Source organism: Pseudomarimonas salicorniae (assembly GCF_023156535.1).
Lineage (GTDB): Bacteria > Pseudomonadota > Gammaproteobacteria > Xanthomonadales > Xanthomonadaceae > Pseudomarimonas > Pseudomarimonas salicorniae.
The window spans coordinates 160,385-183,546 of sequence record NZ_JALNMH010000009.1 but is presented as its reverse complement, the minus strand read 5'-3'; the positions used below and the strand labels follow the sequence as shown (position 1 = coordinate 183,546).

At 69.0% G+C, this 23,162-nt stretch carries 25 protein-coding genes; 6 read left to right on the top strand and 19 right to left on the bottom strand.

The features are described 5' to 3' along the window. Positions 1-129: 129 nt before the first annotated feature. From M0G41_RS12015 to M0G41_RS18850, 6 genes are all read right to left on the bottom strand, one after another. Positions 130-1,116 (bottom strand): isoaspartyl peptidase/L-asparaginase family protein, encoded by a 987-nt coding sequence (locus M0G41_RS12015; RefSeq protein ID WP_248209513.1) that lies wholly within the window; start codon positions 1,114-1,116, stop codon positions 130-132. Next, the gene (locus tag M0G41_RS12010; RefSeq protein ID WP_248209511.1) at positions 1,116-2,447 is read right to left on the bottom strand and encodes a sensor histidine kinase; all 1,332 of its coding nucleotides are present in this window, start codon (positions 2,445-2,447) and stop codon (positions 1,116-1,118) included. Before M0G41_RS12010 ends, M0G41_RS12015 begins: the two co-directional genes overlap by 1 nt. Continuing rightward, the gene (locus M0G41_RS12005) at positions 2,444-3,169 is read right to left on the bottom strand and encodes a response regulator transcription factor (RefSeq protein WP_248209509.1); all 726 of its coding nucleotides are present in this window, start codon (positions 3,167-3,169) and stop codon (positions 2,444-2,446) included. The genes M0G41_RS12010 and M0G41_RS12005 overlap by 4 nt, the downstream gene beginning before the upstream one ends. Before the next feature lie 499 nt (positions 3,170-3,668). Then, a complete protein-coding gene (locus M0G41_RS12000) occupies positions 3,669-4,286 on the bottom strand; it encodes an SRPBCC family protein (RefSeq protein ID WP_248209506.1) in 618 nt (205 codons plus the stop codon). 9 nt (positions 4,287-4,295) lie between these two features. Further along, complete coding sequence (locus M0G41_RS11995; protein WP_248209504.1) at positions 4,296-4,712, bottom strand: DUF1761 domain-containing protein; 417 nt, start codon at positions 4,710-4,712, stop codon at positions 4,296-4,298. A gap of 69 nt (positions 4,713-4,781) precedes the next feature. Further along, positions 4,782-5,642, bottom strand: coding sequence for a helix-turn-helix domain-containing protein (locus M0G41_RS18850; RefSeq protein WP_248209503.1), 861 nt, complete (start codon positions 5,640-5,642; stop codon positions 4,782-4,784). A gap of 96 nt (positions 5,643-5,738) precedes the next feature. Here M0G41_RS18850 and M0G41_RS11985 point away from each other — a divergent pair, with 96 nt between their 5' ends. After that, positions 5,739-6,515 carry an AMP nucleosidase gene (locus M0G41_RS11985; protein WP_248209500.1) on the top strand — a complete coding sequence of 259 codons (777 nt, stop codon included), beginning with the start codon at positions 5,739-5,741 and terminating at the stop codon, positions 6,513-6,515. 36 nt (positions 6,516-6,551) lie between these two features. Here the strand turns inward: M0G41_RS11985 and M0G41_RS11980 are convergent, their stop codons facing one another. The 5 genes from M0G41_RS11980 to M0G41_RS11960 all read right to left on the bottom strand — a co-directional run bounded on the left by M0G41_RS11980 (position 6,552) and on the right by M0G41_RS11960 (position 10,409). After that, on the bottom strand, positions 6,552-6,851 hold the full coding sequence (locus M0G41_RS11980) for a hypothetical protein (protein WP_248209499.1): 300 nt from the start codon (positions 6,849-6,851) through the stop codon (positions 6,552-6,554). A 166-nt stretch (positions 6,852-7,017) separates the two neighbouring features. Continuing rightward, on the bottom strand, positions 7,018-7,947 hold the full coding sequence (gene grxD, locus M0G41_RS11975) for a Grx4 family monothiol glutaredoxin (RefSeq protein WP_248209495.1): 930 nt from the start codon (positions 7,945-7,947) through the stop codon (positions 7,018-7,020). Positions 7,948-7,974: 27 nt separating this feature from the next. Continuing rightward, on the bottom strand, positions 7,975-8,616 hold the full coding sequence (locus M0G41_RS11970; RefSeq protein WP_248209661.1) for an SGNH/GDSL hydrolase family protein: 642 nt from the start codon (positions 8,614-8,616) through the stop codon (positions 7,975-7,977). Positions 8,617-8,635: 19 nt separating this feature from the next. After that, complete coding sequence (locus M0G41_RS11965; RefSeq protein ID WP_248209492.1) at positions 8,636-9,880, bottom strand: aminotransferase class I/II-fold pyridoxal phosphate-dependent enzyme; 1,245 nt, start codon at positions 9,878-9,880, stop codon at positions 8,636-8,638. Positions 9,881-10,016: 136 nt separating this feature from the next. Continuing rightward, entirely contained in the window at positions 10,017-10,409 is a 393-nt protein-coding gene (locus M0G41_RS11960; RefSeq protein WP_248209490.1) for a DUF4345 family protein, read from the bottom strand. A gap of 106 nt (positions 10,410-10,515) precedes the next feature. On the opposite strand from M0G41_RS11960, the gene rsgA reads away from it, so the two are divergent. Beyond that, complete coding sequence (rsgA, locus tag M0G41_RS11955) at positions 10,516-11,604, top strand: ribosome small subunit-dependent GTPase A (RefSeq protein ID WP_248209487.1); 1,089 nt, start codon at positions 10,516-10,518, stop codon at positions 11,602-11,604. Between the two features lie 102 nt (positions 11,605-11,706). After that, positions 11,707-12,960, top strand: coding sequence for a peptidase MATCAP family protein (locus M0G41_RS11950; RefSeq protein WP_248209485.1), 1,254 nt, complete (start codon positions 11,707-11,709; stop codon positions 12,958-12,960). Positions 12,961-13,154: 194 nt separating this feature from the next. Here the strand turns inward: M0G41_RS11950 and M0G41_RS11945 are convergent, their stop codons facing one another. After that, positions 13,155-14,177: a GGDEF domain-containing protein gene (locus tag M0G41_RS11945; RefSeq protein ID WP_248209482.1), complete on the bottom strand. Its 1,023-nt coding sequence runs from the start codon at positions 14,175-14,177 to the stop codon at positions 13,155-13,157. A gap of 91 nt (positions 14,178-14,268) precedes the next feature. Here M0G41_RS11945 and M0G41_RS11940 point away from each other — a divergent pair, with 91 nt between their 5' ends. After that, positions 14,269-15,735, top strand: coding sequence for a protein adenylyltransferase SelO (locus M0G41_RS11940; RefSeq protein WP_248209480.1), 1,467 nt, complete (start codon positions 14,269-14,271; stop codon positions 15,733-15,735). Between the two features lie 83 nt (positions 15,736-15,818). Here the strand turns inward: M0G41_RS11940 and M0G41_RS11935 are convergent, their stop codons facing one another. Beyond that, positions 15,819-16,145 carry a hypothetical protein gene (locus M0G41_RS11935; protein WP_248209477.1) on the bottom strand — a complete coding sequence of 109 codons (327 nt, stop codon included), beginning with the start codon at positions 16,143-16,145 and terminating at the stop codon, positions 15,819-15,821. 163 nt (positions 16,146-16,308) lie between these two features. On the opposite strand from M0G41_RS11935, the gene M0G41_RS11930 reads away from it, so the two are divergent. Both M0G41_RS11930 and M0G41_RS11925 read left to right on the top strand, forming a co-directional pair. Next, positions 16,309-16,836, top strand: a complete 528-nt coding sequence (locus M0G41_RS11930) for an RNA polymerase sigma factor (protein WP_248209472.1) — start codon at positions 16,309-16,311, stop codon at positions 16,834-16,836. Beyond that, positions 16,833-17,198 carry a hypothetical protein gene (locus tag M0G41_RS11925; protein WP_248209471.1) on the top strand — a complete coding sequence of 122 codons (366 nt, stop codon included), beginning with the start codon at positions 16,833-16,835 and terminating at the stop codon, positions 17,196-17,198. Before M0G41_RS11930 ends, M0G41_RS11925 begins: the two co-directional genes overlap by 4 nt. Positions 17,199-17,382: 184 nt before the next feature. On the opposite strand, the gene M0G41_RS11920 is transcribed toward M0G41_RS11925, so the two are convergent. The 6 genes from M0G41_RS11920 to proC all read right to left on the bottom strand — a co-directional run bounded on the left by M0G41_RS11920 (position 17,383) and on the right by proC (position 23,156). Beyond that, entirely contained in the window at positions 17,383-18,774 is a 1,392-nt protein-coding gene (locus tag M0G41_RS11920; protein WP_248209467.1) for a DUF1501 domain-containing protein, read from the bottom strand. A 9-nt stretch (positions 18,775-18,783) separates the two neighbouring features. After that, the gene (locus M0G41_RS11915; RefSeq protein ID WP_248209465.1) at positions 18,784-20,514 is read right to left on the bottom strand and encodes a DUF1800 domain-containing protein; all 1,731 of its coding nucleotides are present in this window, start codon (positions 20,512-20,514) and stop codon (positions 18,784-18,786) included. A gap of 97 nt (positions 20,515-20,611) precedes the next feature. Beyond that, complete coding sequence (locus tag M0G41_RS11910; protein ID WP_248209462.1) at positions 20,612-21,307, bottom strand: histidine phosphatase family protein; 696 nt, start codon at positions 21,305-21,307, stop codon at positions 20,612-20,614. Then, entirely contained in the window at positions 21,304-21,726 is a 423-nt protein-coding gene (locus M0G41_RS11905; protein ID WP_248209458.1) for a DUF4426 domain-containing protein, read from the bottom strand. The genes M0G41_RS11910 and M0G41_RS11905 overlap by 4 nt, the downstream gene beginning before the upstream one ends. A 5-nt stretch (positions 21,727-21,731) precedes the next feature. Continuing rightward, complete coding sequence (locus tag M0G41_RS11900; protein WP_248209454.1) at positions 21,732-22,307, bottom strand: YggT family protein; 576 nt, start codon at positions 22,305-22,307, stop codon at positions 21,732-21,734. Positions 22,308-22,310: 3 nt separating this feature from the next. Continuing rightward, positions 22,311-23,156, bottom strand: coding sequence for a pyrroline-5-carboxylate reductase (gene proC / locus M0G41_RS11895; protein ID WP_248209453.1), 846 nt, complete (start codon positions 23,154-23,156; stop codon positions 22,311-22,313). Positions 23,157-23,162: the final 6 nt, after the last annotated feature.

The window sequence follows — 23,162 nt, the reverse complement described above, 5'->3', positions numbered from 1 at the left end:
TCGTTCAAGCTGGCAAGACTGGCAGAGATCGAAAACGACTGCCACCGCTGTTCGCCGGGAAGGCGTGAGTGGGCCGGTGCGATACCTGTCGCAGGCGCCCGCCCGGCCGCGAAACAGCCGGTAGGGCCATCATGGATCCCGGAAGATCGCCGTGCCCCGGCTGCCGTCGGCATGGACCCAGCCGCGGTACATCCCCTGGGTGTTGAAGGGCAGGGCGATGTTGCCCCGGCTATCGATGGCGATGACGCCGCCGTCGCCGCCCAGCTCGGGCACGCGGGTCATGATCACGTGCGCCGCCGCATCGCCCAGCGCATCGCCGCGATAGTGGACCCGGGCGCAGATGTCGCTGGCGACGTTGAGGCGGATGAAGAACTCGCCCCAGCCGGTGGCCGACACCGCGCAGCCCTCGTCGGCCCAGGTGCCGGCGCCGATGATCGGCGCATCGCCGACCCGGCCCCAGCGCTTGTTGGTCATACCGCCGGTCGAGGTGGCCGCCGCGACCTTGCCGTCGCGGTCCAGCGCCACGGCGCCCACGGTGCCGAAATAGGCGCTGGCGGGCAGCGTCACGGCCGTGCCGGCCGCTTCCTTGGCCTTGGCCTCCTGCAGCTGCTGCCAGCGGAACTCGGTGCGGAAGTAGGACGGCTCCACGGGCTCGAGGCCGACGCTGGCCGCGAAGGCCTCGGCGCCGCTGCCGGTCAGCATGACGTGGCGCGATTGCTTCATCACTGCGGCAGCCAGGCGGATCGGGTTGCGAACCGTGCGCACCCCGGCCACCGCGCCGGCCCGGCGGGTGGCGCCGTCCATCAGGGCAGCATCCAGCTCGTTGATGCCTTCGTGGGTGAATACCGCGCCCTTGCCGGCGTTGAAGTGCGGTGAGTCCTCCAGCACGACCACGGCGGCGATCACCGCCTCCAGCGCTGGCCGGCCTTCGCGCAGCAGGGCGTGACCGGCGTCGAGGGCACGGTCAAGGTCGGCGCGGATCGCCTTCTCGCGCTCGGGGTCGAGCGCTTCGCGGCTCATGGTGCCAGCGCCGCCATGGATGGCGATGGCGATCGGCGGCTCGGCGGCGCTGGCCCCGAATCCCAGGGCCAGGAGCAGGCAGGCGGCAGCGCGCATCATTCCTCCAGCAGTCGTGTCTTGGGGAACTCGATGATCGCACGCGTACCCTGGCCGGGAGTGCTCTCCAGATGCACCGGCCAGCCGAATCGCGTCGAAAGGCGCCGGACGATCGACAGGCCGATGCCATGCCCGTCGCGCTTGCGCTCGCCGCCGCGGAAGAACGGCTCGAAGATGCGCTCCAGTTCCTCCCTGCTCATCCCCGGCCCGGTATCTTCGACCACGATCCGGTCAGGCGACACGATGACCCAGACATGGCCTTCCTCGGTGTAGAGACAGGCATTGCGTACTAGGTTCGCGATGATCACGCCGAGCGCCCGCGACGAGCCGTGCAGGGCGAAAATGGCTTCGTGTCGTACATCCAGTTCCACCGGCTTGTCGGCCAGCAGCGGGCGGATCTTCTCGACCTCTTCCGCGGCCACGTCATTGGCGACGAAGTCCTCCTCCGGAAGCCCCGTGTCGCCCTCGCGGGCAAGAATCAGGAAGGCCTCGATGAGGGCCGCCATATCACGAGTGGCCCCCTTGATCCGGGTGACGGAGCGAGCGGTCGGCTCGTCAAGGTGGCAATCCGCCAGCAGCAGGTCGCAGGCCATCTGGATGACGGTCAGGGGCGTGCGCAGTTCATGACTGGCATCGCGGGTGAAATTGCGTTCGCGCTCGACGAACTGGCCGACCCGCTCGCCGAGTTCGTGCAGGGCATTGGCCAGCACGGCGACCTCGCCCTCGACGTCCAGCGGCAGCGACTCCGGCGAAAGCGCCGCGCTGTTCGGCGACTTCGGGTCCCAGCGACTGACCTCGGAGGCCAGCCAGATGATCGGCGAGACCGCCCGCTTGGAAAGTCGATAGGTGAACCAGGCGATGACGTAGATCACCACCAGCACGATGGCGAGGGGAACGAATCCGAAGTAGAAGGCCAGCTTGGCGACCTGCTCCTGCTTGAACTCCAGGAACAGACGACCCCCGGGGCCGCTCTCGACCAGCACCAGGGCGCCGCCGAGGGCATGCGGCAGATTGTGGTAGCCGATGTCGAGGTCCTGCAGGTGCTCGGGCAGGCGCTCCTTCTCCTCTCCGGGCGGGACGAGGTAGCCGCGCATGTTGTAGGTGTCGGGAACGGATGCGTTGGCATCCAGGGCGAGGCGGTCCCAGAAATGTCCCGCCTCATCGATCAGGGCGCGCTGGATGAGCACGTCCTTGAGAACGGCCGAGGCGCCGTACACCCCGAGCACGGTGGCGAAGCTGATCGCCGCCACCTGCAGGATGAAGGCGACCCAGATCTTCCGCCTGATCCCGCTGACCCCGCCGGGCGGCGGGGCCGGGGCGGCGCCCGTCATGCGGACTTCCGGCTCTGCTCGGTGTCGAGGTCGGCCAGACGGTAGCCGGCGCTATGGATGGTGTGCAGCAGCTGCTTCTCGAACGGCTTGTCGATCGCCTTGCGCAGGTTGTACAGGTGGCTGCGCAGGGTGTCCGAGTCGGGCAGGGAGTCGCCCCAGATCTCGCGCTCGATGTCGCGCCGACTGACCACCCGCGGCGATTCGCGCATCAGGATGGTGAGCAGCTTCAGACCGATCGGCGAGAGCTGCACCTCGCGCCCGGCGCGGGTCACGTGCAGGGTGGCGGTGTCCAGCACCAGGTCGCCGACCTTCAGCACCTCGGTGCTGACCTGGCGGCGCTCGCGGCGGATCAGCGCGCGGATCCGGGCTTCCAGTTCCTGGATGGCGAAGGGCTTGACCAGGTAGTCATCGCCTCCGGCCTCCAGCCCGCGGACCTTGTCGTCCAGGGTGTCTCGGGCGGTGAGCATCAGCACAGGCGTCGCCTTCTTCGCCTCCTGGCGCAGGCGGCGACAGACCTCAAGACCATCCAGGCGCGGCAACATCAGGTCGAGGATGATGACGTCGTAGCTGTTCTCGGTGGCCAGGCGCAGGCCGTCGAGCCCGTCCTGGGCGTAGTCGACGCCGTAGTGGCGACGTTCGAGGTACTCGCCGACCATTTCGGAGATGTTGCGGTTGTCCTCGATGATGAGGATGAGGCCGGCGGAATCTTCAAGGCTGGACATGGCTCGCTCCATGGCGGTTTTCACGTGTGTGAAGATTGAACCTTCACGGGTGAGGCCAGCGTGAATGCGGCCTGCAGGGCGTGCCCGTTCCCGCCGGCAGCGGCGGATGCGTGGTTCGGGCGCAAAGAAGACACTCATAGGGTGCGGCTGGCCGCACCGGGCGTACCGTCCGAACGCCCGTGTCGGTGCGTCCAAGACGCACCCTATGGGGCTTCGCTCACGCCCAACAAAGCCCGACTGTGGGAGCGCCCTTGGGCGCGACCGCGGAAATCCGCTCTGGCCGCGGTCGGTGGTGAATGCGTAGCGCCGCGGTCGCGCCCAAGGGCGCTCCCACAATTTGACTGCGGCAAGGTCTGCTTTGCGGAGCAAACCGGACCTGGCAGCGCCGTTGCGTGTGTAGGAGCCAGCTTGCTGGCGATAGGCGCCCCGGATGGGATGATCGCCAGCAAGCTGGCTCCTACAGGCGGGTCCTGCGGAAGGTCTGCTTTTCGCGCCCTGATTAGCCCTCGACCAGCGCCTTCAGCCGCTCCAACGCGCTGCCCCAGGCTGCGCGCAGGCCATCGGCCTCCTCGCGGGTCTGCAGGCGTTCGTGGGTGACCATCACCGTGGTCTTGGCGCCGGCTGGGGCGAACTTGATTTCCACCGGCGTGTCCTCGCCGGCCCCGGGCTGCTGCCAGAGCATGCGGATCGACTTGCCGGGATTGATCTTGCGAAACGTGGCGCGATTGCCGTCGCCGTTCCGCAGCAGGCCTCCCTCCTCCAGGGACAGTTCGTGCTTCGGCCCCAGCCAGCGATCCAGCTGCTCTGCGGTTTCGAACATCGCGTAGCACTCGGCCGGCGTGGCCTTGACGCTCTTGGTGGAGCAGATGGAGTAGCCCTTGAGGCGACCGTCCCTCTCCATCTGGCCATGCGCGGCCTCGTACAGACCGAGGATGGTCGAAGCCCACCACGGCGGCAGCTTGTGCGTGACCAGCAGCAATTGGCCCAGTTCGCGCCGACCCTTGGCGGGGCCGCCGGCGGCGTCGAGGACGCCGAACCACTCACCCAGCGATTTTCCGGTTTCGCGCTGGGCGCTGGCTTCATCGTAGGCCTGCTCGGCCTTGAGGGTGATCTTCATGGTGATACCTCAGCTGGCCGCCGGCGCCGCCGGCCACAGGGCGAGGACCAGGCCGATCAGGGTGAACTGGAGGGTGTGGTAGCCGCCGTTGATCAGGAACAGCTTCAGGCTCTTGCGCTCGAACAGGTAGTTCACGCCGAAGCTGGCGCTGACCCAGCACAGTCCGGCGGCAAAGCCGGCGCCGAGGCCAAGCGCCAGCGGCGGCCGCGGGCCGAGGAACAGGGCAAAGACAAAGCTGGCGATCAGGCAGAGCACGAAGGCCAGGCCGAAAATCATGCCCATGTTGGCGCTCTGCAGCTGTTCGTCGCTGAGGCCGGCCTCGCGCTGCCAGGCCTTGGCGAACAGCAGTGGGGAGTACCACAGTCCGCCGAGGAGGAAGCTGGCGAGCGCGGCGACCAGTACGGCCCAGAGATTGAGTTCGGGCATGGCGGTGTCCTCTTGCTCAAGTGTGCGGAGAAGCATGCCGCCGCGCCGCGGCGGGGTCTTGGAAAAATGTCAGGCGACGACGACGCTGCCGCCGTCGGGTCTGGCGCGGCGCAGGAACTCGCCCGGTGCATAGCCGGAGAACGCACGGAAATCGCGGATCAGGTGGGATTGGTCGTAGTAGCCGCAGTGCGCCGCCAGCTCGACCCAGGGCACGCGCTCGCGGCCTTGCAGCAGGGCCAGTGCTCCGTGGAAGCGTTGCAGGCGGGACAGGGTCTTGGCTGGCAGGCCAACGTGCTCCTTGAACAGGCCGCCCAATCGCTGGCGGCTGAGCCCGAGTTCTCCGGCCAGACGCGCCACCTCGAGCTGACCCTGGCTGCGCCGGATGCGTCGCAGCGCCTCGCCCAAGTGCGGCGGCAGCGCCGTGCCCGGCTGCGACTGCAGCCAGCGCTCGACCAGGGCGAATCGCGAGGCGTCGTCGGGCAGGTCAAGCAGGCGCTGGCGCAGCGCATGGACGCGGTCTCCAAGCAGGTCGTCGAGGGCCAGTATCCGGCCGCTCAGCTCATGCGCCGGCAGGCCGAACAGGGCATGGGTGGCGCCCGGGTGCAGGGCCACGCCGAGCAGTCGCTGGCCGTGGGGCGCTTCGGTGTCGATCGGGGTCTGCCGCTGGGCCGAGTACCAGATGTCCGTGAACGGGCGGCGCTGTCCTGCCTCGTCGACCAGATACTGCGGCGGACCGAGGTTGATCAGCAGGAAGCTCTGCCCGTTGGGCAGGATGCGGTCGCGCTGGTAGCTCACCGCGCCCTCGCCGAACCACAGCGCCGCAACCAGTGGGGCCAGTGCCGGCGAGGGCTCACACAGCGCCACCCGCCAGCTGCCGAGCGGGCTGTCGTGGCGGTGCTCGCGAATGGTGGAAGGCGCGCGGGTGGCCACCGTGCTCCCCTGCTCGGGCCATCGCCTACTCTACACGCGCCGCCACGCCGGGCGGGGCGATTGCCGGTCAGCGGGCGCTCGCGCCAGAATGCACGGATGAAGACCAAAGACGAGATCGTAAAGAACTGGCTGCCGCGCTATACCGGCGTGGCGCTCGAAGACTTCGGCCAGCACGTGCTGCTGACGAATTTCGGTGGCTATCTGGAAATCTTTGCCCGGCAGATCGGCGCCGAGATCGTCGGCCGCGACAAGCCGATGCCCAGTGCCACGTCCGATGGCATCACCATGATCAACTTCGGCATGGGCAGCGCCAACGCGGCGACGGTGATGGACCTGCTGACGGCCATCGATACCAAGGCCGTCCTGTTCCTCGGCAAGTGCGGCGGACTCAAGCGCAAGAACCAGCTCGGCGATCTGGTCCTGCCGATTGCCGCAATCCGTGGCGAGGGTACGTCGAACGACTACCTGCCGCCCGAGGTCCCGGCGCTTCCGGCCTTCCAGCTGCAGCGTGCGGTATCGACGATGATCCGCGACCTCGAGCACGACTACTGGACCGGCACCGTCTACACCACCAACCGCCGGGTCTGGGAGCACGACGACACCTTCAAGGAATACCTGCGCAAGACGCGCTGCATGGCGATCGACATGGAGACCGCCACCGTGTTCGCCGCCGGCTTCGCCAACAAGCTGCCGGCCGGGGCCCTGCTGCTGGTCTCCGATCAGCCGATGGTGCCGGAGGGCGTCAAGACCGAGGCCAGCGACAAGAAGGTGTCCGAGCAGTACGTGGAATCACACATCCAGATCGGCATCGAGGCGCTCAGGCTCATCCGCCGCCATGGCAAGTCGGTGCGCCATCTGCGCTTCGACGAATAAGGCAGTCGGGGACTGGTGCGGCCCGGGCCGCGGGGGTCACCAGATGAACTGCAGCGAGATGACCTCGGCCTCGCCGTCGCGGATGCGCACCTTGCAGTCGAAGGTCTGCTTGACCTCCTTGGGCAGACCGGGGTCGAAGGTGATGCCGGACTGGATGCGCAGGATGCCGTCGGTCTCGACGGTGGCCTTGGACGCCATGTCGGCCTCGTCGAGGGCGAAGTTCTGGCCCTCCAGCTTGCTTGCGATCTCTGCCTTGCAGGCAGATACGGCAGCACCTTCCTGACCGCCACAGGCGGCCAGCAAGGTGGTGGCCGCGATCACCATCAGGATCCGCATGCCCTGTCCTCCCTGTCGGTGTCCCGCCGCACAGCGGCCGTCTTGAGCGACCTTCGTGCCGGCGGGGCAATGTTGCAAATCACACAAGAATCATGTAGCTACGCCCACAAGCTAACGCAACCCCCAAGCTTTGTCATGTGCGGCCGATCCCCCGGGAAGGCGGGACTCAGTAGCGCGGAACGCTGCTGTCGACGTCCTGGGCGTAGCGGTCGATACCGCCTTCGACATTGAGCACCCGGGTGAAGCCCAGCTGGCGGAAGTGTTCGGCGGCGCCCCGAGAGGACATGCCGTGATGGCAGAGGAAGGCCAGAGGTCGGTCCTTGGGCAGGGCGGCGAGGCGGTCGTGGCTGTCCTCGTCGAGCACCTCGTGGGGGAAGGGCAGGCTGGCCGCGGCGCGCTCGCCTGGGTTGCGCACGTCGATCACGGTCAGTTCGCCGGCCCGGGCCTGGCGGTCCATGTCGGCGACGCCAATGCTGCCGACCGGCGGCGGTGCGTTCGGGTTGTGGATCGACAGGCCCGAGCCGCGCGGCCCGTCGACCCAGTCGATCTCGATGCCCTGGGCGCGGGGCGCGCTGGCGAGGTCCAGGTAGACCTTGATCGGCCCGGCCAGGGCGACGATCTCGTGGCCCTCGATCGGCTTCAGCTGGAACTGCGCGTTGAAGCGGGGGTCGACCGACAGATGCAGCCCGATGCCTTCCTCGGTGTCGTCCATCGCGTTCTGAATGGCCTCGATGGCGCGCTCGCTGATGCCTAGTTTCGGCGGCGTGCGGTCCGGCGCAGGCAGCCCGAAGAGCTGGTGCAGTTGGCCGTCGTTGAGCATCGACTCGATGATGTCCGACCCGCCCACCAGCTCGCCCTTGACGTAGAGCTGCGGGATCGTCGGCCAGCTGCCGTAGACCTTGATGCCTTCGCGGATCTCCGGGTCGGCGAGCACGTCGACGGTGTGGTAGCCGGAGACCATGCCATCGAGGATGCCGGCGGCCTTGGCCGAGAAGCCGCAGCGCGGCGCCTGCGGCGACCCCTTCATGAACAGCACGACATCGTGGCTGGAAAGCAGCGATTCGATGCGCTGGTGCAGCGCAGGATCAAGGCTCATGGGTGACTCCTGGTTGAAACGATGGGTTCAGCGCGAGAGCAGGTCCCGGGCTACCGGGTGGGCGGCCTCGGCCCAGAGCGCGTAGAGCGCGGCGGAGGGATGCAGGCCGTCGCTGGCCACCATCTCCGCTTCGGCACCCCGCGCCCGACTGATCGGCGCGGTGTCGACGAAGGCGACGCCGTGCTCGCGGCTGATCTCCGCTGCGGCTGCATTGTACGCGTCGAGTTCGGCGGCGATCTTCGCCCGGTCGCGATCCGCGGCGAACGGGGTCACCCCCCAGTCAGGTATCGCCAGCACCATGACCCGCTCGGGGCGGCTGCGGGCCAGTTCGATCGCGCGTCGGAGCAGGCCGCGGAACTCCTCGCGGTAGGTCTCGATGCTGCGCCCGCGGTACTGGTTGTTGACGCCGATCAGCAGGGTCACGAAGTCCCACTCGCCGAGCGGCTCGGCGGCATCCATGGCGGCGCTCAGCTCGTCGGTGGTCCAGCCGGTGCGGGCGATGATCCTCGGTTCGGAGACCGCGATGCCGTCACGACCGAGCCGGGCGACCAGCTGCACCGGCCACCGACCGCCTTCCTCGACCGCCTCGCCGATGGTGTAGGAATCGCCGAGCGCCAGGTAGCGCAGCGGCTCGCGGGCCTGGGCCTGGCCGCCGATCGTACCCAGCATGGCCATCAGGACCAGCAGCCTAGGCCACATGGCGGCTGCTGTCGGCCGGCGCCCAGCGCGACAGGGCCCGCTCGATGCGGGCGAAGACCTCGCGCACCTGTTCGGCCTCGGGCAGCAGGGTGACGCGGAAGTGGTGGCGATAGGGCACATTGAAACTCGATCCCGGCACGATAAGCACGCCTTCGGATTCCAGCAGGTCGAGTGCGAAGCGATGGTCATCGAAGCCCGGGACCTTGTCCACGTCGACGCCGGGGAAGGCGTACAGCGCGCCGGCCGGCGCGACCAGCGAGAGGAAGGCTGATCGCTCGCAGGCCTCGATGACCGCACGCCGGGATTCATACAGCCGTCCGCCGGGGGCGGTCAGCGTGCCGATGGTGTCCGGCCCGTTCAGCGCTGCCGGGATCGCCCACTGGCCGGGCACGTTGGCGCACAGGCGCAGGGCGCCGAGCAGGTCGAGCGCGTGCTGGTACTCCGCGGCGCGGGCCGGATCCCCGGAGAGCACGCCCCAGCCGACCCGGTAGCCGCAGGCGCGGTGCACCTTGGACAGGCCGCCGAAGCTCAGGCAGGGATGATCGCCAGCCAGCGGGGCGATCGGCTCGAAGGCGGCGCCGTCGTAGACGATGCCGTCGTAGATCTCGTCGGCCAGCAGCAGCAGGCGGTGGTGCCGGGCGATCTCGACCAGCTGACCCAGCAGCTCGCGCGAGTAGCTCGCGCCGGAGGGGTTGTTCGGATTGATCAGGACCAGGGCGCGGGTGTGCGGCGTGATCGAAGCCTCGATCTGCGCCGGGTCCGCCTGGAAGCCGTTCTCCGGCAGGCAGTCGTAGTAGACCGGCGTGCCGCCGTTGAGGATCGTGGCCGCGCTCCATAGCGGATAGTCGGGGCTCGGCAGCAGCACCTCGTCGCCGGGATTGAGCAGGGCGCGCAGGGACAGGTCGATCAGCTCGCTGACCCCGTTGCCGATGAATACCCGCTGCGGGCTCACCCCCTGCGCTCCGCGACGAATGTGCTGCGAGGCCACGGCAAGGCGGGACTCCTCCAGCCCCTGCTGGTGGCAGTACGGGTCGGACGCCTCGAGGTGCTCGGTGATCGCAGCCTGCAGATGCGCCGGCGCACGGAAGCCGAAGGCGCCCGGATTGCCGATGTTGAGCTTGATCAGCCTCCGACCCTGGGCCTCGAGGTCGCGGGCCCGTCGGGCCAGCTCGCCGCGGATCTCGTAGCGGACGTCCAGCAGGCGCTGGCTGGTCGGGATGGTGCGGTGCGACATGGCGGCGGGGGTAGACGGTGCGTGAAGGCGGAGACTACCGCAGATTTGCCCCCTGCGCCGGGCAATTTGTGGCGAAAAACGGGCATGCCCGGCCTCTGCTCATGAGCGCTGCTCATGCTGCCATGCAGCGCAGGGCTCAGCGCATGGCCTGGTTCGAACGCAGGGCGAGGGCGGCGCCGGCCCCGAGGCCGATCTCCACCGCGACGGCGAACCACAGGAACGGCGTGCTCACCCCCTCCACCCACATGCCCGCGGCGCGGGTGAGACCGATCGCGCCATAGGAGGCCAGGCACAGCCAGAGGCCGGCGCGTCTGTACTCCTCGCGCAGCGCCGCGGCCAGCAGCAAGCTGCCGAGGCCCAGCTCCAGGCCGCCGTAGAACGCGCGCAGCTCCACGGCCGCCAGCGCGCCCTCGATCTCGATGCCGGCCTCGGCCAGGGTGCGCAGCGGTGCGACCAGGAAGGCGAGCCCGAAGCCTACGAAGCCGAGCCCGGCCACCCATAGAAGCGTTCTTTCCAGTCTGGCGCGCATGGCGGGCCTCCGCTTGAGCAGAGAAGAGGGTAGGGCACGGCGGTCGCCGTCCGGTGAACGCGGCAAGGCTGGCGCGCGGCGGTGGCCGGCCCCACACTCTGCCGCCATGGAAGCCCGCCCCGTATCGTCCCATCCCCTCCGTCGCTATGGCTGGCGCGATGACCTGCCTGCCGCAGAGTGGCTCGACCGGCAGCGGCCGGAGGGTCGGCTGGCACGGGTGGTCGAGCAGCACCGGTCGGGCTACCGGGTCACCGAGGGCGGGGATGACTTTGCGGTCGGGTCGCCCTCGGCCTGGACGCGGCGCAACATCGATCCCGAGGCGCGCGCCGCGGTCGGTGACTGGGTCCTGCTCGATCCCGTGCATGACCAGATCCTGCAGCTGCTGCCGCGCAGCGCCTTGCTCTCGCGCGGCGCTGCCGGTGAGCACTATCAGCGCCAGCTGATCGCTGCCAACGTCGACACCGTTCTGGTGGTCTGCGGCCTCGACGGTGACTTCAGCCCGCGTCGGCTGGAGCGCTACGTCATGCTGGTGCGGGCCAGCGGCAGCGAGCCGGTGGTGGTGCTCACCAAACGCGATCTCTGCGCCGACCTCGAGTCCCGGCTGGCTGAGCTCTCCGCAATCGAGGGGCAGGGCATCGCCATCGTCGCCCTGAACGCCCGCGAGCTGGCTTCGCGGGAATCGCTTGAGAAGTGGACCCTGCCAGGCCGCACGCTGGTGCTGGTCGGCAGCTCGGGTGCCGGCAAGTCGACCCTGACCAATGCCCTGCTCGGTATCGAGCGGCAGAAGACCGGCGCGGTGCGCGAGACCGACTCTCGCGGCCGCCACACCACCACGCACCGGGCGCTGATCCCGCTGCCCGGCGGCGCCTGCCTGGTCGATACCCCCGGCATGCGCGAGCTGAAGCTGACCGGCGACGAGGACCTCGCCGAGGGTGGTTTCGAGGACATCGAAAAGCTCGCAGGCGAATGCCGCTTCCGCGACTGCCGCCACGACCGCGAACCCGGCTGCGCGGTGCGCGCGGCGCTGGAGTCGGGGGCGCTGGATGCCGGGCGCCTTGCCCAGTACTTCAAGCTGCACGGCGAGCTGGCCGAGGCCGGCCAGGCCCAGGCCGCGCAGCGCGCTAAACGGCAGGGCGATCGCGTGCAGACCCGCGCCCTGCACAAGCGGCTCGACGACAAGTACGGGCAGCACTGAGTCTCCCGCCCCTGGCGGGGTGGCCGAAGGGACCATTCGCTGCAAGGTCGGATTGGCGCATCATCGGTCAAGGCGCGCCCCGACCGGGCGCGGAGGCTGGCGATGGACGCCCATGTCGAACACCATGCCGCGCTCGACGCCCGGCTCTGCGAGGCGGTCAGACCGATCAAGCTGATGACCGACGTCAGCTGGCCGGCCCGGGTCCGCGACCGCTTCCTTGAACGCTGGCACGCGGGCCAGCCCGAGCTGCCCCACGTCGAGTATCCGCGACGTGATTTCAGCGCCGTCCACGAAGAGCTCGGCGCGATCCATGACGCCGCCGATCCCGGGCACCCCCTGGGCGAATACCTGCGCCGCACCGTGATCAGCTATCAGGTCACCGCCGACCTGCTGCAGTCGATGGGCAAGCCGGACATGTTCTGGCACTCGATGCGCCTGTTCGGCCGCCCGGGTGACCGCCTGCCCGGCAGTGACCTGTCGAACCTCGACGCCGCGCGGCATTTCGTCGGTCTTGCCGAGGAGGTCGACGCCGGCGATTTCATCAACGAGGCCGACTACGTGCTCTCGGCCTCGATCATGCAGCAGGAACTGCAGCACACGCTGGACAACTTCTTCGTCCACCACAAGGTGCAGGTGCTGATCGACCCGGACTTGACGCCGAAGGCAGCGGCCGGCGCCACGCGTATCCGCCTGCGCGCCTCGACCGGTTTCACCGAGTACGACCGCCAGCAGCTGCTCGAGCACGAGGCCTTCGTCCACTCGCTGACCGCCCTCAACGGCCGTGAGCAGCCCTACCTCAAGAGCCTCGGCCGCGCGCCGCCGCGGATCACCGCCACCCAGGAGGGTCTGGCGACCTTTGCCGAACTGATCACCGGCGCCATCGACATCCAGCGGCTCAAGCGCATCTCGCTGCGCATCATCGCCATCGACCGGGCCCTGGACGGGGCCGACTTCATTGAGGTCTTCAAGCTGTTCCGCGCCGCCGGCCAGAACGAGATCGAGAGTTTCACATCGGCGATGCGGGTGTTCCGCGGCAGCCCGGTTACGGGAGGCACCGCATTCACCAAGGACACCGTCTACCTGCATGGCCTGCTCAGCATCCACACTTTCTTTCGCTGGGCGCTGAAGAACCGCCGGCTCAACCTCACGCACCTGCTTTTCGCCGGCAAGATGGCCCTGCATGACGTGTTCACCCTCGAGCCGATGTTCGAGCAGGGCGTCATCGCCGAGCCGCTCTACCTGCCGCACTGGCTCAAGCGAACCAATGGCCTGGCCGGCATGCTCGCTTTTTCCCTGTTCGCCAACCGCATCCGCGTCGACCGGGTCGAGGCCGAGGATCTGGTGCTGGGCCTGTAGCCGTCGCGAGATCGGACGGACGATTCGGGCGCGAAGTTCGCATTCGCCCCGGTCCCGCTGTAGGAGCCAGCTTGCTGGCGATAGGCGCCCCGGATGGGACGATCGCCAGCAAGCTGGCTCCTACATTCGGGCGTTGTGGAAGGTCTTCTTTGCGCCCGGACCGGCCATTCCTCAGCAGCCAACGGAAGCCTGGCTCAGAACAGATCCACGCTGCCCGTCTCGATCTGCGCCTCGGCCACCTTGCCCTCATCCAGCAGGTCCTCGTACACCGCGACGCGGTCGCGACCGTTCTGCTTGGCGAAGTAGAGCGCCTTGTCGGCACGGTCCAACAGCACCGGGATGGGCGTGCCGCGAACCACCCGGGTCAGACCGAGGCTCGCCGTGACCTGGCGTATCTGCGGGAATCGCTGGGCGGCGATGGCGCTGCGCAGGCGCTCGAAGAGATTCAGCGCGGCGCCGCGCTCGAGGCGTCTTGCGATGATGACGAACTCCTCGCCGCCGAAGCGGAACAGCATGTCGGTCTTGCGGAACTGGCATTTCATCAGCTGGGCCACAAGCAGCAGCACCTCGTCACCATAGAGGTGTCCATGGCTGTCATTGATACGCTTGAAGTGGTCGATGTCGACCATGGCCATCCAGTGCTCGCCGGTATGCCCGCCGCCGCGGCGCTCTTCGGCCACCGGACCCGGCTCGGCCAGTGCTTGCGGACTTGCGGCGAACAGCTTGTAGACGCTCTCGTCGAAGGTCTTCCGGTTCATCAGTCCGGTCAGCTGGTCGCGCTGCGAGTATTCGAGCAGACCGCAGTAGTTCTCGAAGAAGCGAAGGAAGCCCTGGATCATGCGCAGCGAGGCGACGTCCTCGGCGGCGATGCCGCGCACCACGAGGAAGGTCGGCAGGCCGCGCATCTCGGAGACGGCGAACACTCCCAGTCCCGGCCCGTGGTGGAAGGACGCCCCGCCACCGCGACCGATGTCACGAGCGAGCGCCAGCACCTCGGGGTCGATGGCCGGCCGCTCAAGGATGCTCGGAGCGCCCTCGCGCCCGCAGCGCATCTCGTAAACCGGACGTCCCTGGGCATCCAGGCGGAACAGCGACAGCGCTTCGGGCGCCAGGAACTCGCGCAGGGTGTGCAGCAGGGACAGCTCCAGCAGCTCGACGTCGCGGATCGCGGTGAGCTTGACCACTTCGTCCAGCCAGCGGGCACCTTGCAGGCTCATCGGCAGCATCGGAAGGCGGAGAACGATTCCAGTGTGCCACGCGGCCCGGGGCTCGCGCAGGCCACGCGCCGGCGCGCGTATCCTTGGGGCGATGAGCTCCGAGGAAAACTGGCTGCTGCCTCCCGAATACGCCGCCCTGGGCGGTCGCTTCTGCGCCGGCCAGGCCGGTGCGCCGGCGCCCGCACCGCGGATGCTCTACTGGAACGCCGCGCTGGCCGAGCAGAGCGGCTGGCCCGCCGCCGCAGAGCCGGACCCGAACCTGCTCTGCGGCGCCCGCGCCCCGGCGCACGGCGAGGGCTACGCGACGGCCTATGCCGGGCATCAGTTCGGCCACTTCGTGCCACAGCTCGGCGACGGACGGGCCCTGCTGCTGGGCGACCTGCAGCTGCCCGCAGGCCGGGCCGAGCTGCAGCTCAAGGGCAGCGGGCGGACGCCTTTCTCGCGCGGTGGCGACGGCAAGGCGGCGCTGGGGCCGGTCCTGCGCGAGGTGATCGTGGCCGAGTCCATGCATGCGCTGGGCGTGCCGAGCACGCGCTCCCTGGCCGCTGTGGCGACCGGCGACCACGTCATGCGCGAGGCCGGACCCCAGCCGGCCGCGGTGCTGGCCAGGGTGGCGCGAAGCCATGTCCGGGTCGGCACCTTCGAGTACTTTGCCGCCCGCCGGGACCTGCCCTCGCTGCGCGCGCTGACCGACTGGGTGATCGATCGCCACGATCCGGACTGCCGCCAGGCCGAGATTCCCCCGCTGGCGCTGCTGGAGCGGGTCTGCGCCCGCCAGGCCGACCTCGTCGCGCGCTGGCTTTCGATCGGCTTCGTCCACGGGGTGATGAACACGGACAATATGGCCCTCTCCGGCGAGACCATCGACTACGGCCCCTGCGCCTTCCTTGACGAGTACCAGTCGAACAAGGTGTTCAGCTCGATCGATCGCGGCGGCCGGTATGCCTTCAGCAACCAGCCGGCCATCGCGCAGTGGAACCTGGCCCGGCTGGCCGAATGCCTGTTGCCCCTTATCGACGCCGACGAGGAACGCGCCATCGCCCTCGGACGCGCGCCGATCGACGACTTTCCGCGGCAGTTCCAGCAAGCCTGGCTGGTCCACATTGGCCTCAAGCTCGGCTTTCAATCGCCTGTCGACGACGACCAGGCGCTGATCCAGGACCTGCTGGCCACGCTGGAGCGCGAGCAGCTCGACTACACGCTTTCCTTCAGGCAGCTCGCCCACCTGCTCGACAGCGCCCATTGGCCCGAGGCGCTGCCCCCGCTGCCCGCCGATGTCCTTGAAGCCTGGCTGCCACGCTGGCGGCAGCGGCTGGCCGCGCAGGGGACCACGCCGGAAGCGGCGGCCCGCAGGATGCGCTCGAGCAACCCAGCGGTGATTCCGCGTAATCATCGCATCGAGGCCGCGATCGCCGCGGCGACCGGCGGCGACTTCCAGTCCTTCAACAATCTGCTGGCCGCCTGTCTGCGGCCCTTCGACGACGGCCCCGAGCAGCTCGACTGGATGCGCCCGCCCAAGCCCGCCGAACGCGTCCTGCAGACCTTTTGCGGCACCTGAGCGCGGCGGCCGCGCCGTCCGGGTGGACCGGTCCGCAGCGTGTCCTCGCGCCCCGCTTGCCGACATCCAGGGCGCTTGAATAGCTAGCCCGACTGCCGCGAGTAGAAGTGGAAACCCAGCATGCCGAGGCCAGCCGAGCCGATCAGGAAGCCGTAGGTGGCCGGATCGTCAGGGCCGAGGCCGAGCAGGTCGATCAAGCCGAAGGCGAACCCGACCAGGGTCAGTACAATTCCCCACTTGAGGGCGCCCGTCCTGCGACCCTGTTCGTCGGCCACGAGCATGGCACGGACCAGATCCTCCGAGGCGTGGGTTTCCGCCAACCGGCGGCGGAAGCGGTACTCCATCACGAACTTGATCGACGCTGCGATGGCGATGAACAAGACGATCGGGATCAGGAATTCGAACTGCATGGGGCGGCCTCGCTTGTTGGGGTTTGGCCAGTCAGATACGTCCAGTGCGGTTTCGGTTGCAGGCTCCCGACCGCGGGTGCGCCGACGGGCGGGATGCAACCGGAATCGCGGTTGCCGGCTCAAACGCTGAATGGACGAAGACCGGTCGATCATCGAAGCTGTCTTGGCGCGGCGCCCCCAGGCCTTCGAGCGTCTGGTCACGCGCCATCAGCGCATGGTCTGGAGCCTGGTCTACCGGATGGTGCAGAACCGCCAGGACTGCGAGGACCTGTGCCAGGAGGTCTTTCTTCGCGTACACCGCTACCTCGGCGGATTCCGCTACGACGCGAGCCTCTCCACCTGGATTGGCCAGATCGCCTTTTCGGTCGCCGGCCGCCATCTGGAGCGCAGAAAGATCGCCATTGCCGAGCACGGCGATGACCAGGTCGACCCGCTCGATCACATCGCCGCCCCCGGCGATCTCGAAGCCGACCTGATGCGCGCCGACCTCGGCCAGCGCATCGAGGCGGCGCTCGTGCGCCTCTCACCGATCCAGCGCACGCTCATCACCCTCTATCACCTCGAGGAGCTGAGCATCACGGAGATCGCCGAGATCACCGGCCAGCCGCCGGGCACCGTCAAGAACTATCTGTTCCGCGCGCGCGCCGCGCTGCGTGGGTACATCAACCAGGACATGGGAGTGGCCGCATGAACGCTTTCCGAGATCCTCATGGGGCCGAGCACGGCCAGGACCCCCAGCATTCCTATTTCCATCGCCTGCTGCAGCAGGCGCCGTCGCCGTCGCCGCCGGCGGATTTCGCCCGGCGGATGCAGGCCCGGGTCGATGCCCGCGAATCCGGCGGCGCGCTGGACGCCTGGTTGGTGGGCCTGCTGCTCACCGCCATGCTGCTGGCCGGCCTTGGCAGCGCCACGCCCATCCTCGGCAAGGCGCTGGCCGGATGGGCCGTCCCCCCATTGAACGAACTGGCCTGGCCGGCCCTCACCCTTGCCGGCCTTGCTGGCGCCTGGATTATCGACCTCGCCCTCAGACCGCGCCTGCCGCAGGCGCTGTGAGGCGGCGGCCGGACTCGGGTTCGGGAAGGGGCCGTTCGGGTGCAAAGAAGACCTTCCACAACACCCGAATGTAGGAGCCAGCTTGCTGGCGATCGTCCCATCCGGGGCGACTATCGCCAGCAAGCTGGCTCCTACAGCGGGACCGGGGCGAATGCGAACTTCGCGCCCCTTGCTACCGTTCGGATCAGGCAAACAGCGGCAGGTACGGGTCGCTGCCGCCAAACCGACCGATGTTCGGAACCACGGTGCTGCGGATCTCGGTGTCGGAGGCGCCGAGCCAGCGGGCGAGGGTGCCGGCGTACTGGTCGACCGAGGTGGTCGGGATGATCTGGCCCCAGGCCGCATCGTCCGGGCCGTCCGACTGCAGGTTCGGCATGGTGCCGAGGAAGCGGCGACCCTGGACGCCGCCGCCGATGACGAAGTGGTGGCCGCCCCAGCCGTGATCGGTGCCGTCGCCGTTGACGCTGACCGTCCGACCGAAGTCACTGGCGGTAAAGCTGGTCACCGAATTTGCAACGCCAAGTTCCACCGTCGCGTCGTAGAAGGCGCGCAGACTGGCCGACAGGTTGGGCAGCAGGGCGGCATGATCCTCGAGCTGGTTGTCATGCGTGTCGTAGCCGCCGTCGCTGACAAAGAAGACCTGGCGGCTGACCCCTATCCGTTCGCGGGCGGCGATCATCCGCGCCACCATCGCGAGCTGCCGGCCGAGGCGCGAGGCCGGGAATGCGGTGGCCGGTGCCGGGGTCGCGTCCAGCGCGGCGGAGAGCAGGGCATGGGTGTCGCGGGCACGGCGCATGACCGACGCGTACTGGCGCTCGAAACGATGAGCGGTCGGCCGCTCGGCCAACTGCTGGAGTGCCTCGAAGCTGGCCAGGCGGTGCGCGTTCCAGCTGTTCTCGATGAAATCGATCGATTCGGTGCCCTGCACGCCCATGAAGTAGGGCTGCACGTCGCGGCCCACCTGCATGCCGTTGGCGCCGCTGAGGGAGATGCAGGTGGACAGCCTCTGCTCGGCGTTGGCGAACCTCAAAAGGTCGGCTGCGCGGCCGGCCCAGCCGGTGCGCTCGGTGGAGTCGGGCAGGGAGGTCTCCCACATGACGATCTGGTCGTTGTGCGAGAACAGCTGCGGCGGCACCGGTACGCTGCCGTTGCGGAACTGGCTGCGCGTGGTTGGCACGGTCAGCGGCCCGACATTGGCCACCACCGCGCACTGCCCGCCATTGAAAAGCTGTTGCAGGCCCTGCATGCCGGGATGCAGGCCGTACTCTCCGCCCCCCGCGGGGGCTGCCAGCGGGTTCAGCGGCAGGGCCTGCGCATCGGCGCGAGGGATCACCAGGCTGCCGCCGCGCGAGGCGGTGTAGACCGCGTGGGTGGCGGCATCACGCGGGACGATGGTGTTGAAGCTGTCGTTGCCGCCGTAGAGGAACACGCAGACCAGGGCGCGGTAGTCCGCTGCGCCCTTGTTGGCGGCCTGGGCGGCGCCGGAGATCAGCCGCAGCTGGCCCAGCGGCCCGAGCAGGGAACCCGCGCCGGCGCCGGCCAGCAGCGAAGACTTCAGCCATTCGCGTCGGTTCATGGCGGTTTCCTAGCGTTGTACCGCGTACTGCGCGGAGGTGAGGATCAGGGCGAGCGTGTCGCGCACGCGGTCGAGTCGCCAGTTGGCGTTGTACTGCGAACCGATTCCCTCGATGTGGTCGATCAGCACCTGGCGCATGGCCGGTGGCATCCGCCCATGCATGAACAGCAGGTTGTAGCGATCGACCAGGCGCGCCGGCTGGTCGGCCAGCGCCAGGTCCGCCGACAGGTCGATCAGCATGTCATCGTCCTCGGCGTAGGGATTGCCCTGGTAGGCGTAGAACACCCGCCCGGCCAGGTCATTGCTGATCGCGACGATCGCGGTATCGGTCGTGATCTGGAACTCGGGGGCGACCTGGCCGGCATCGGCGATCTCGCCCGGCGGGCTGTGGTGGGGAAAGTAGAAGTTGAAGACCGAGGGCGCGCCGAGCGGCGCCTGGCCGAAGCGTTCCTGCAGGCCCCACTCGTTGTAGCGACCGCTGGGTGAGACGGCGCCCATCGCCCGCCATAGATGGGTGCGGCGCAGCAGCGGCTCGCGCAGCTTGCCGTAGCCGGCTTGCGCGGCAGCCGCCGGATCGCGGGCCTCTGGATCGAGGAGGATCGCCCGCAGCACGGCGCCGAGGTTGCCGTAGCCGCCCGCACCGTCGTCGTTGAACACCGCGCTGATGCGCCCGATGTAGGCCGGACTGGGGTTGCTGGTGACCAGGCGCTGGATCAGCTGGCGCGAGATGAACGGGGCGACGTTCGGATGCATGGCGAGGGTGTCCAGCGCATCGTCGAGATCGCTGCGCGCGTCACCGTCGGCGGGGATCCGCAGCACGCTCCCCCTCCCGACCCCCTGATAGGAGAGCAGGTCCTTGGCGGCGCGGTCGTGCTGGTATTCGACCGGGCGCATCGGGCTCATCCAGCCGCTGCCGGCCTGTGTCTCCGGTTCCGGCCCGCAGTACTGCCATTCCCACGGATGGGTCTCGCGCGATCCCTCGCACTCCAGCCACTTCCAGCCGGTGAACACATGGGCGAAGCCGCGGATGGCGTCCTGGTCGTAGGTCGGGATGGGCTGGATGCCGGGCGTGCCCGGGTCGCCATCGCGCACGCTGCCGTCGGCCTCCAGCATCACCAGCCCGATCGAGAACAGCTGCATGATCTCGCGGGCGTAGTTCTCGTCCGGGCGGATGTTCGATGCCGGGTCGGGCTTCTGGTTGCCCATCATCGACAGGTAGACGCCCATGGTGGGATGCAGGGTGACCGCCTCGAGCAGGTCGCGGTAGTTGCCGAAGGCGTGGTCGAGCAGCAGGTCGTAGTACTGGGCCAGGGCGAACTCGCGCCCGCCGAGGCCACCCGAGGCGTCGGAGACGACGAAGATCTGCGAGAGGGCGAAGGCCATGCGCTGGCGCAGCTGGTCCGGGGCGTAGAGGGCGCGGCGGAACCAGGCATCGGTTCGCACGTTCTGATAGACCGGCTGGCCGCCGGCGCGGACTTCCTGCAGCACCGGCAGGTGAAAGGTCGGGGGCAGGCCCAGCTGGTGCTCGACCCAGCCTGCGACACCGCGCTGGCGCACCTCGTCGAGGGCCGCGGGCGAAGGGCCGAAGGTGGCCTGGCTCAGCAGCCGGGCGGCGTCGATGTCGGTGGCCGGGAAGCCTCCTTCGAAGCCGTCGCCGAACACCGACTGGGCCTCGCTGGCGGACAGCGGCAGAAGTCCCATGAGCAGGACCAGCAGGCAGCGCAGCAGAAGTGGTTTCACGTTGTCTCCCCGTCGCGACGGGCGCTCCGCAGCGGGGCGCTCGCCGATGGCGGAAGAAGTTAACGCGCCTGTGGTGGTGCGTGGGCGGTCCGGGAGGTCACACGTGCGTCCACATCGACCGTCGGTCGGCGAGATGCGGCAGGCCGTTCCAGCTGCGCAGCTGGATGCCGGTCTCTCCGGCATGAAGTTCGCACAGGGCGCTGTTGCGCAGGCTCATGTTGAGATCGATGCTGCGATGGTCAGGCAGTTCCAGCGATTCGGCGGCGAGCTGCGCGATCACCCCGGCCGAGGACACCAGCAGCACCGACTGCCGCTCGCCCGAGGCCAGCTCGGTCAGCACCGAGCGCGTGCGCTGGCGGAAGGTGGCCCAGCTCTCCGCGGCCTCGGGCAGTTCGTCACGGGTCCAGCTGAGCAGCGCCTCGCGCAGAAGGCGCAACAGAGCGGTGAGGTCGCGCGAGCGTCCCTGTTTGGCGCCCAGCGAAACGGGGTGCTGAGGAAAGGCACGAACGAAGGCGACCGCCAGCTGGCGGTGGTCGAACTCGTCCAGCCGCGGGTCGATCCGGGTCGGTGGCAGCGCGTGGCCCGAGCGGCCCAGCGCCGCGGCGATGCCGTCGAGGGTCTGGGCGTGGCGGCGCAGGCGGCCGCAGAGGACACGGTCGAAGCGTGGCTCGTGATCGGCCAGCCAGCTGCCCAATGCCTCGGCCTGGGCGCTGCCCAGTTCGGACAGCTGGTCGTAGTCCTCGGCCGAGAACGAAGCCTGGCCGTGGCGCACCGCCAGCAGGCGCAGGCTCACCTGAAGAACGGACGCGAGAAGCGCACGCTGATTGGCTGCGTGCTGCCCTCGGGGGTGACCACAAGATCGAAGCGCAGGGTGTCGCCCGGGCGCATGCGTGGCTCGGCGAGGTAGTAGATGGCATCGCCCTCGCGGATCTCGCGCACGGTGACGCGCTGCGCCTGTCCGGCATCGTTCTGCACGCTGCCGCTGATCGCGGCGCGCACCGCCACGTTGCCCGCCTCCGTATCACGGCGGATCGAAATGTTCAGCAGGGCGCGCTGCTCCGACCGCGTGATGGCGTAGCCCCGGGCCACCTCGGGGGTCAGGTCGAGGGTCGGGATGGCGCTGTAATAGACGGTGTAGCCATCGCGGGTCAGGCTGTCCTGGGCGAAGGCTTGGGAAGCGATGAACAGCAGGCAGGTGAGCAGGATGCGCATTGTCTTCAGCCTCGTGCGAGTGCCATGCCCAGGTCGGTCAGCGGTGCCACCAGCAGCGCCTGTGCCAGCAGGATGCCCAGCGTCGCGACCAGGGGTGACAGGTCGAAGGGGCCGAGCGCGGGCAGCGCCCGGCGCAGCGGCGCCAGCACCGGCTCGGTGAGCTGGGTCAGGGGCGGGATGATCGGATGGTAGCTGTCGGTGGCGAAGAAGCTCGCCACGATACGGATGATGATCAGCCAGAAATACAGGGTCAGGACGAAGTCGATCAGGCCGGCAAGCGCCAGCACCGCCAGCGCTCCGGGCGACAGCCCGAAGCCGGACAGCGCCGCCAGAAGCCAGACCTTGATCGCGCACAGCACGAGCGCGACCAGCAGGCCGGCAGTGTCCAGCGCTCGCCAGGGCTTGAACACGCGGCGCATCGGCATCAGGACCGGGTTGGTCGCTTTATAGAAGAACTGGCAGATCGGGTTGTAGAAGTTTGCCCGCACCAGCTGCAGCAGCACGCGCAGCACGAAGAGGCCGATCAACAGCCCGAACAGGACGTGGATGAGGATGGCACCGGCGTTGGCGACGTAGCCCATGGCTCAGCCCTCCGCCGCGGCGGACAGCTCGGCGCCGCGCCGCCGGGCGGCAGCGATCGCCCGGCCGACCAGGGCTTCGAAGCCGTCGGCCTGCAGCGACTCGACCGCCGCCTGGGTGGTGCCGTTCGGCGAGGTGACCCGGCGTCGCTGTTCACCCGCCTCGGTCTCGTCGGCGACCAGCATGGCCGCGGCGCCGGCCACGGTCTGCCTTGCCAGCCGGCGGGCGACGTCGGCGGGCAGGCCCTCGCGCTCGCCGGCTGCCTGCATCGCCTCGGCAAGCAGGAACAGATAGGCGGGGCCGCTGCCGGACAGCGCGGTGACCGCGTCCATCTGCGACTCCTCCTCGACCCAGGCGCAGGCGCCGACCGCGCCGAGCAGGGCCTCGGCCCGGTCACGGTCGGCCTCGTCGCAGGCTGCAGAGGCGAACAGTCCGGTGGCGCCCTGGCCGATCAGGGCCGGCGTGTTCGGCATGGCGCGCACTACGCGGCGTCCGCCGCCTGCCCAGCGGTCGATCTGGCTGCTGGTCAGGCCGGCGGCGATCGAAACCAGCAGGGCGCCGTCAGGAAGCGACGCGGCCAGATCGCCCAGCGCCTCGCGCATCACCTGCGGTTTCACTGCCAGCAGCACCACGTCGGCGTCGGCCACCGCCTCGGTGCCCGACGCGGTGGCGACAACGCCGAAGTCGGCCTTGAGCCCCTCGCGGAGTGCGGCCTGGGGTTCGGCGACCCGGATCCGCCCGGGCTCGGCGCCGCGCCGGCACAGCCCGCCGATCAGGGCGCGCGCCATGTTGCCGCCGCCGATGAAGGCGATGCGGATATCGCGGGGCAGGGCGGAGGCGGCTTCACTCATACGCGG

What these genes read in the sequence shown, in the direction of transcription:
- M0G41_RS12015 (WP_248209513.1), bottom strand. Translation starts at nt 1,116, where the DNA reads ATGCGCGCTGCCGCCTGCCTGCTCCTGGCCCTGGGATTCGGGGCCAGC.
- M0G41_RS12010 (WP_248209511.1), bottom strand. Translation starts at nt 2,447, where the DNA reads ATGACGGGCGCCGCCCCGGCCCCGCCGCCCGGCGGGGTCAGCGGGATC.
- M0G41_RS12005 (WP_248209509.1), bottom strand. Translation starts at nt 3,169, where the DNA reads ATGTCCAGCCTTGAAGATTCCGCCGGCCTCATCCTCATCATCGAGGAC.
- M0G41_RS12000 (WP_248209506.1), bottom strand. Translation starts at nt 4,286, where the DNA reads ATGAAGATCACCCTCAAGGCCGAGCAGGCCTACGATGAAGCCAGCGCC.
- M0G41_RS11995 (WP_248209504.1), bottom strand. Translation starts at nt 4,712, where the DNA reads ATGCCCGAACTCAATCTCTGGGCCGTACTGGTCGCCGCGCTCGCCAGC.
- M0G41_RS11985 (WP_248209500.1), top strand. Translation starts at nt 5,739, where the DNA reads ATGAAGACCAAAGACGAGATCGTAAAGAACTGGCTGCCGCGCTATACC.
- M0G41_RS11980 (WP_248209499.1), bottom strand. Translation starts at nt 6,851, where the DNA reads ATGCGGATCCTGATGGTGATCGCGGCCACCACCTTGCTGGCCGCCTGT.
- grxD (WP_248209495.1), bottom strand. Translation starts at nt 7,947, where the DNA reads ATGAGCCTTGATCCTGCGCTGCACCAGCGCATCGAATCGCTGCTTTCC.
- M0G41_RS11970 (WP_248209661.1), bottom strand. Translation starts at nt 8,616, where the DNA reads ATGCTGGGTACGATCGGCGGCCAGGCCCAGGCCCGCGAGCCGCTGCGC.
- M0G41_RS11965 (WP_248209492.1), bottom strand. Translation starts at nt 9,880, where the DNA reads ATGTCGCACCGCACCATCCCGACCAGCCAGCGCCTGCTGGACGTCCGC.
- M0G41_RS11960 (WP_248209490.1), bottom strand. Translation starts at nt 10,409, where the DNA reads ATGCGCGCCAGACTGGAAAGAACGCTTCTATGGGTGGCCGGGCTCGGC.
- rsgA (WP_248209487.1), top strand. Translation starts at nt 10,516, where the DNA reads ATGGAAGCCCGCCCCGTATCGTCCCATCCCCTCCGTCGCTATGGCTGG.
- M0G41_RS11950 (WP_248209485.1), top strand. Translation starts at nt 11,707, where the DNA reads ATGGACGCCCATGTCGAACACCATGCCGCGCTCGACGCCCGGCTCTGC.
- M0G41_RS11945 (WP_248209482.1), bottom strand. Translation starts at nt 14,177, where the DNA reads ATGAGCCTGCAAGGTGCCCGCTGGCTGGACGAAGTGGTCAAGCTCACC.
- M0G41_RS11940 (WP_248209480.1), top strand. Translation starts at nt 14,269, where the DNA reads ATGAGCTCCGAGGAAAACTGGCTGCTGCCTCCCGAATACGCCGCCCTG.
- M0G41_RS11935 (WP_248209477.1), bottom strand. Translation starts at nt 16,145, where the DNA reads ATGCAGTTCGAATTCCTGATCCCGATCGTCTTGTTCATCGCCATCGCA.
- M0G41_RS11925 (WP_248209471.1), top strand. Translation starts at nt 16,833, where the DNA reads ATGAACGCTTTCCGAGATCCTCATGGGGCCGAGCACGGCCAGGACCCC.
- M0G41_RS11920 (WP_248209467.1), bottom strand. Translation starts at nt 18,774, where the DNA reads ATGAACCGACGCGAATGGCTGAAGTCTTCGCTGCTGGCCGGCGCCGGC.
- M0G41_RS11905 (WP_248209458.1), bottom strand. Translation starts at nt 21,726, where the DNA reads ATGCGCATCCTGCTCACCTGCCTGCTGTTCATCGCTTCCCAAGCCTTC.
- M0G41_RS11900 (WP_248209454.1), bottom strand. Translation starts at nt 22,307, where the DNA reads ATGGGCTACGTCGCCAACGCCGGTGCCATCCTCATCCACGTCCTGTTC.
- proC (WP_248209453.1), bottom strand. Translation starts at nt 23,156, where the DNA reads ATGAGTGAAGCCGCCTCCGCCCTGCCCCGCGATATCCGCATCGCCTTC.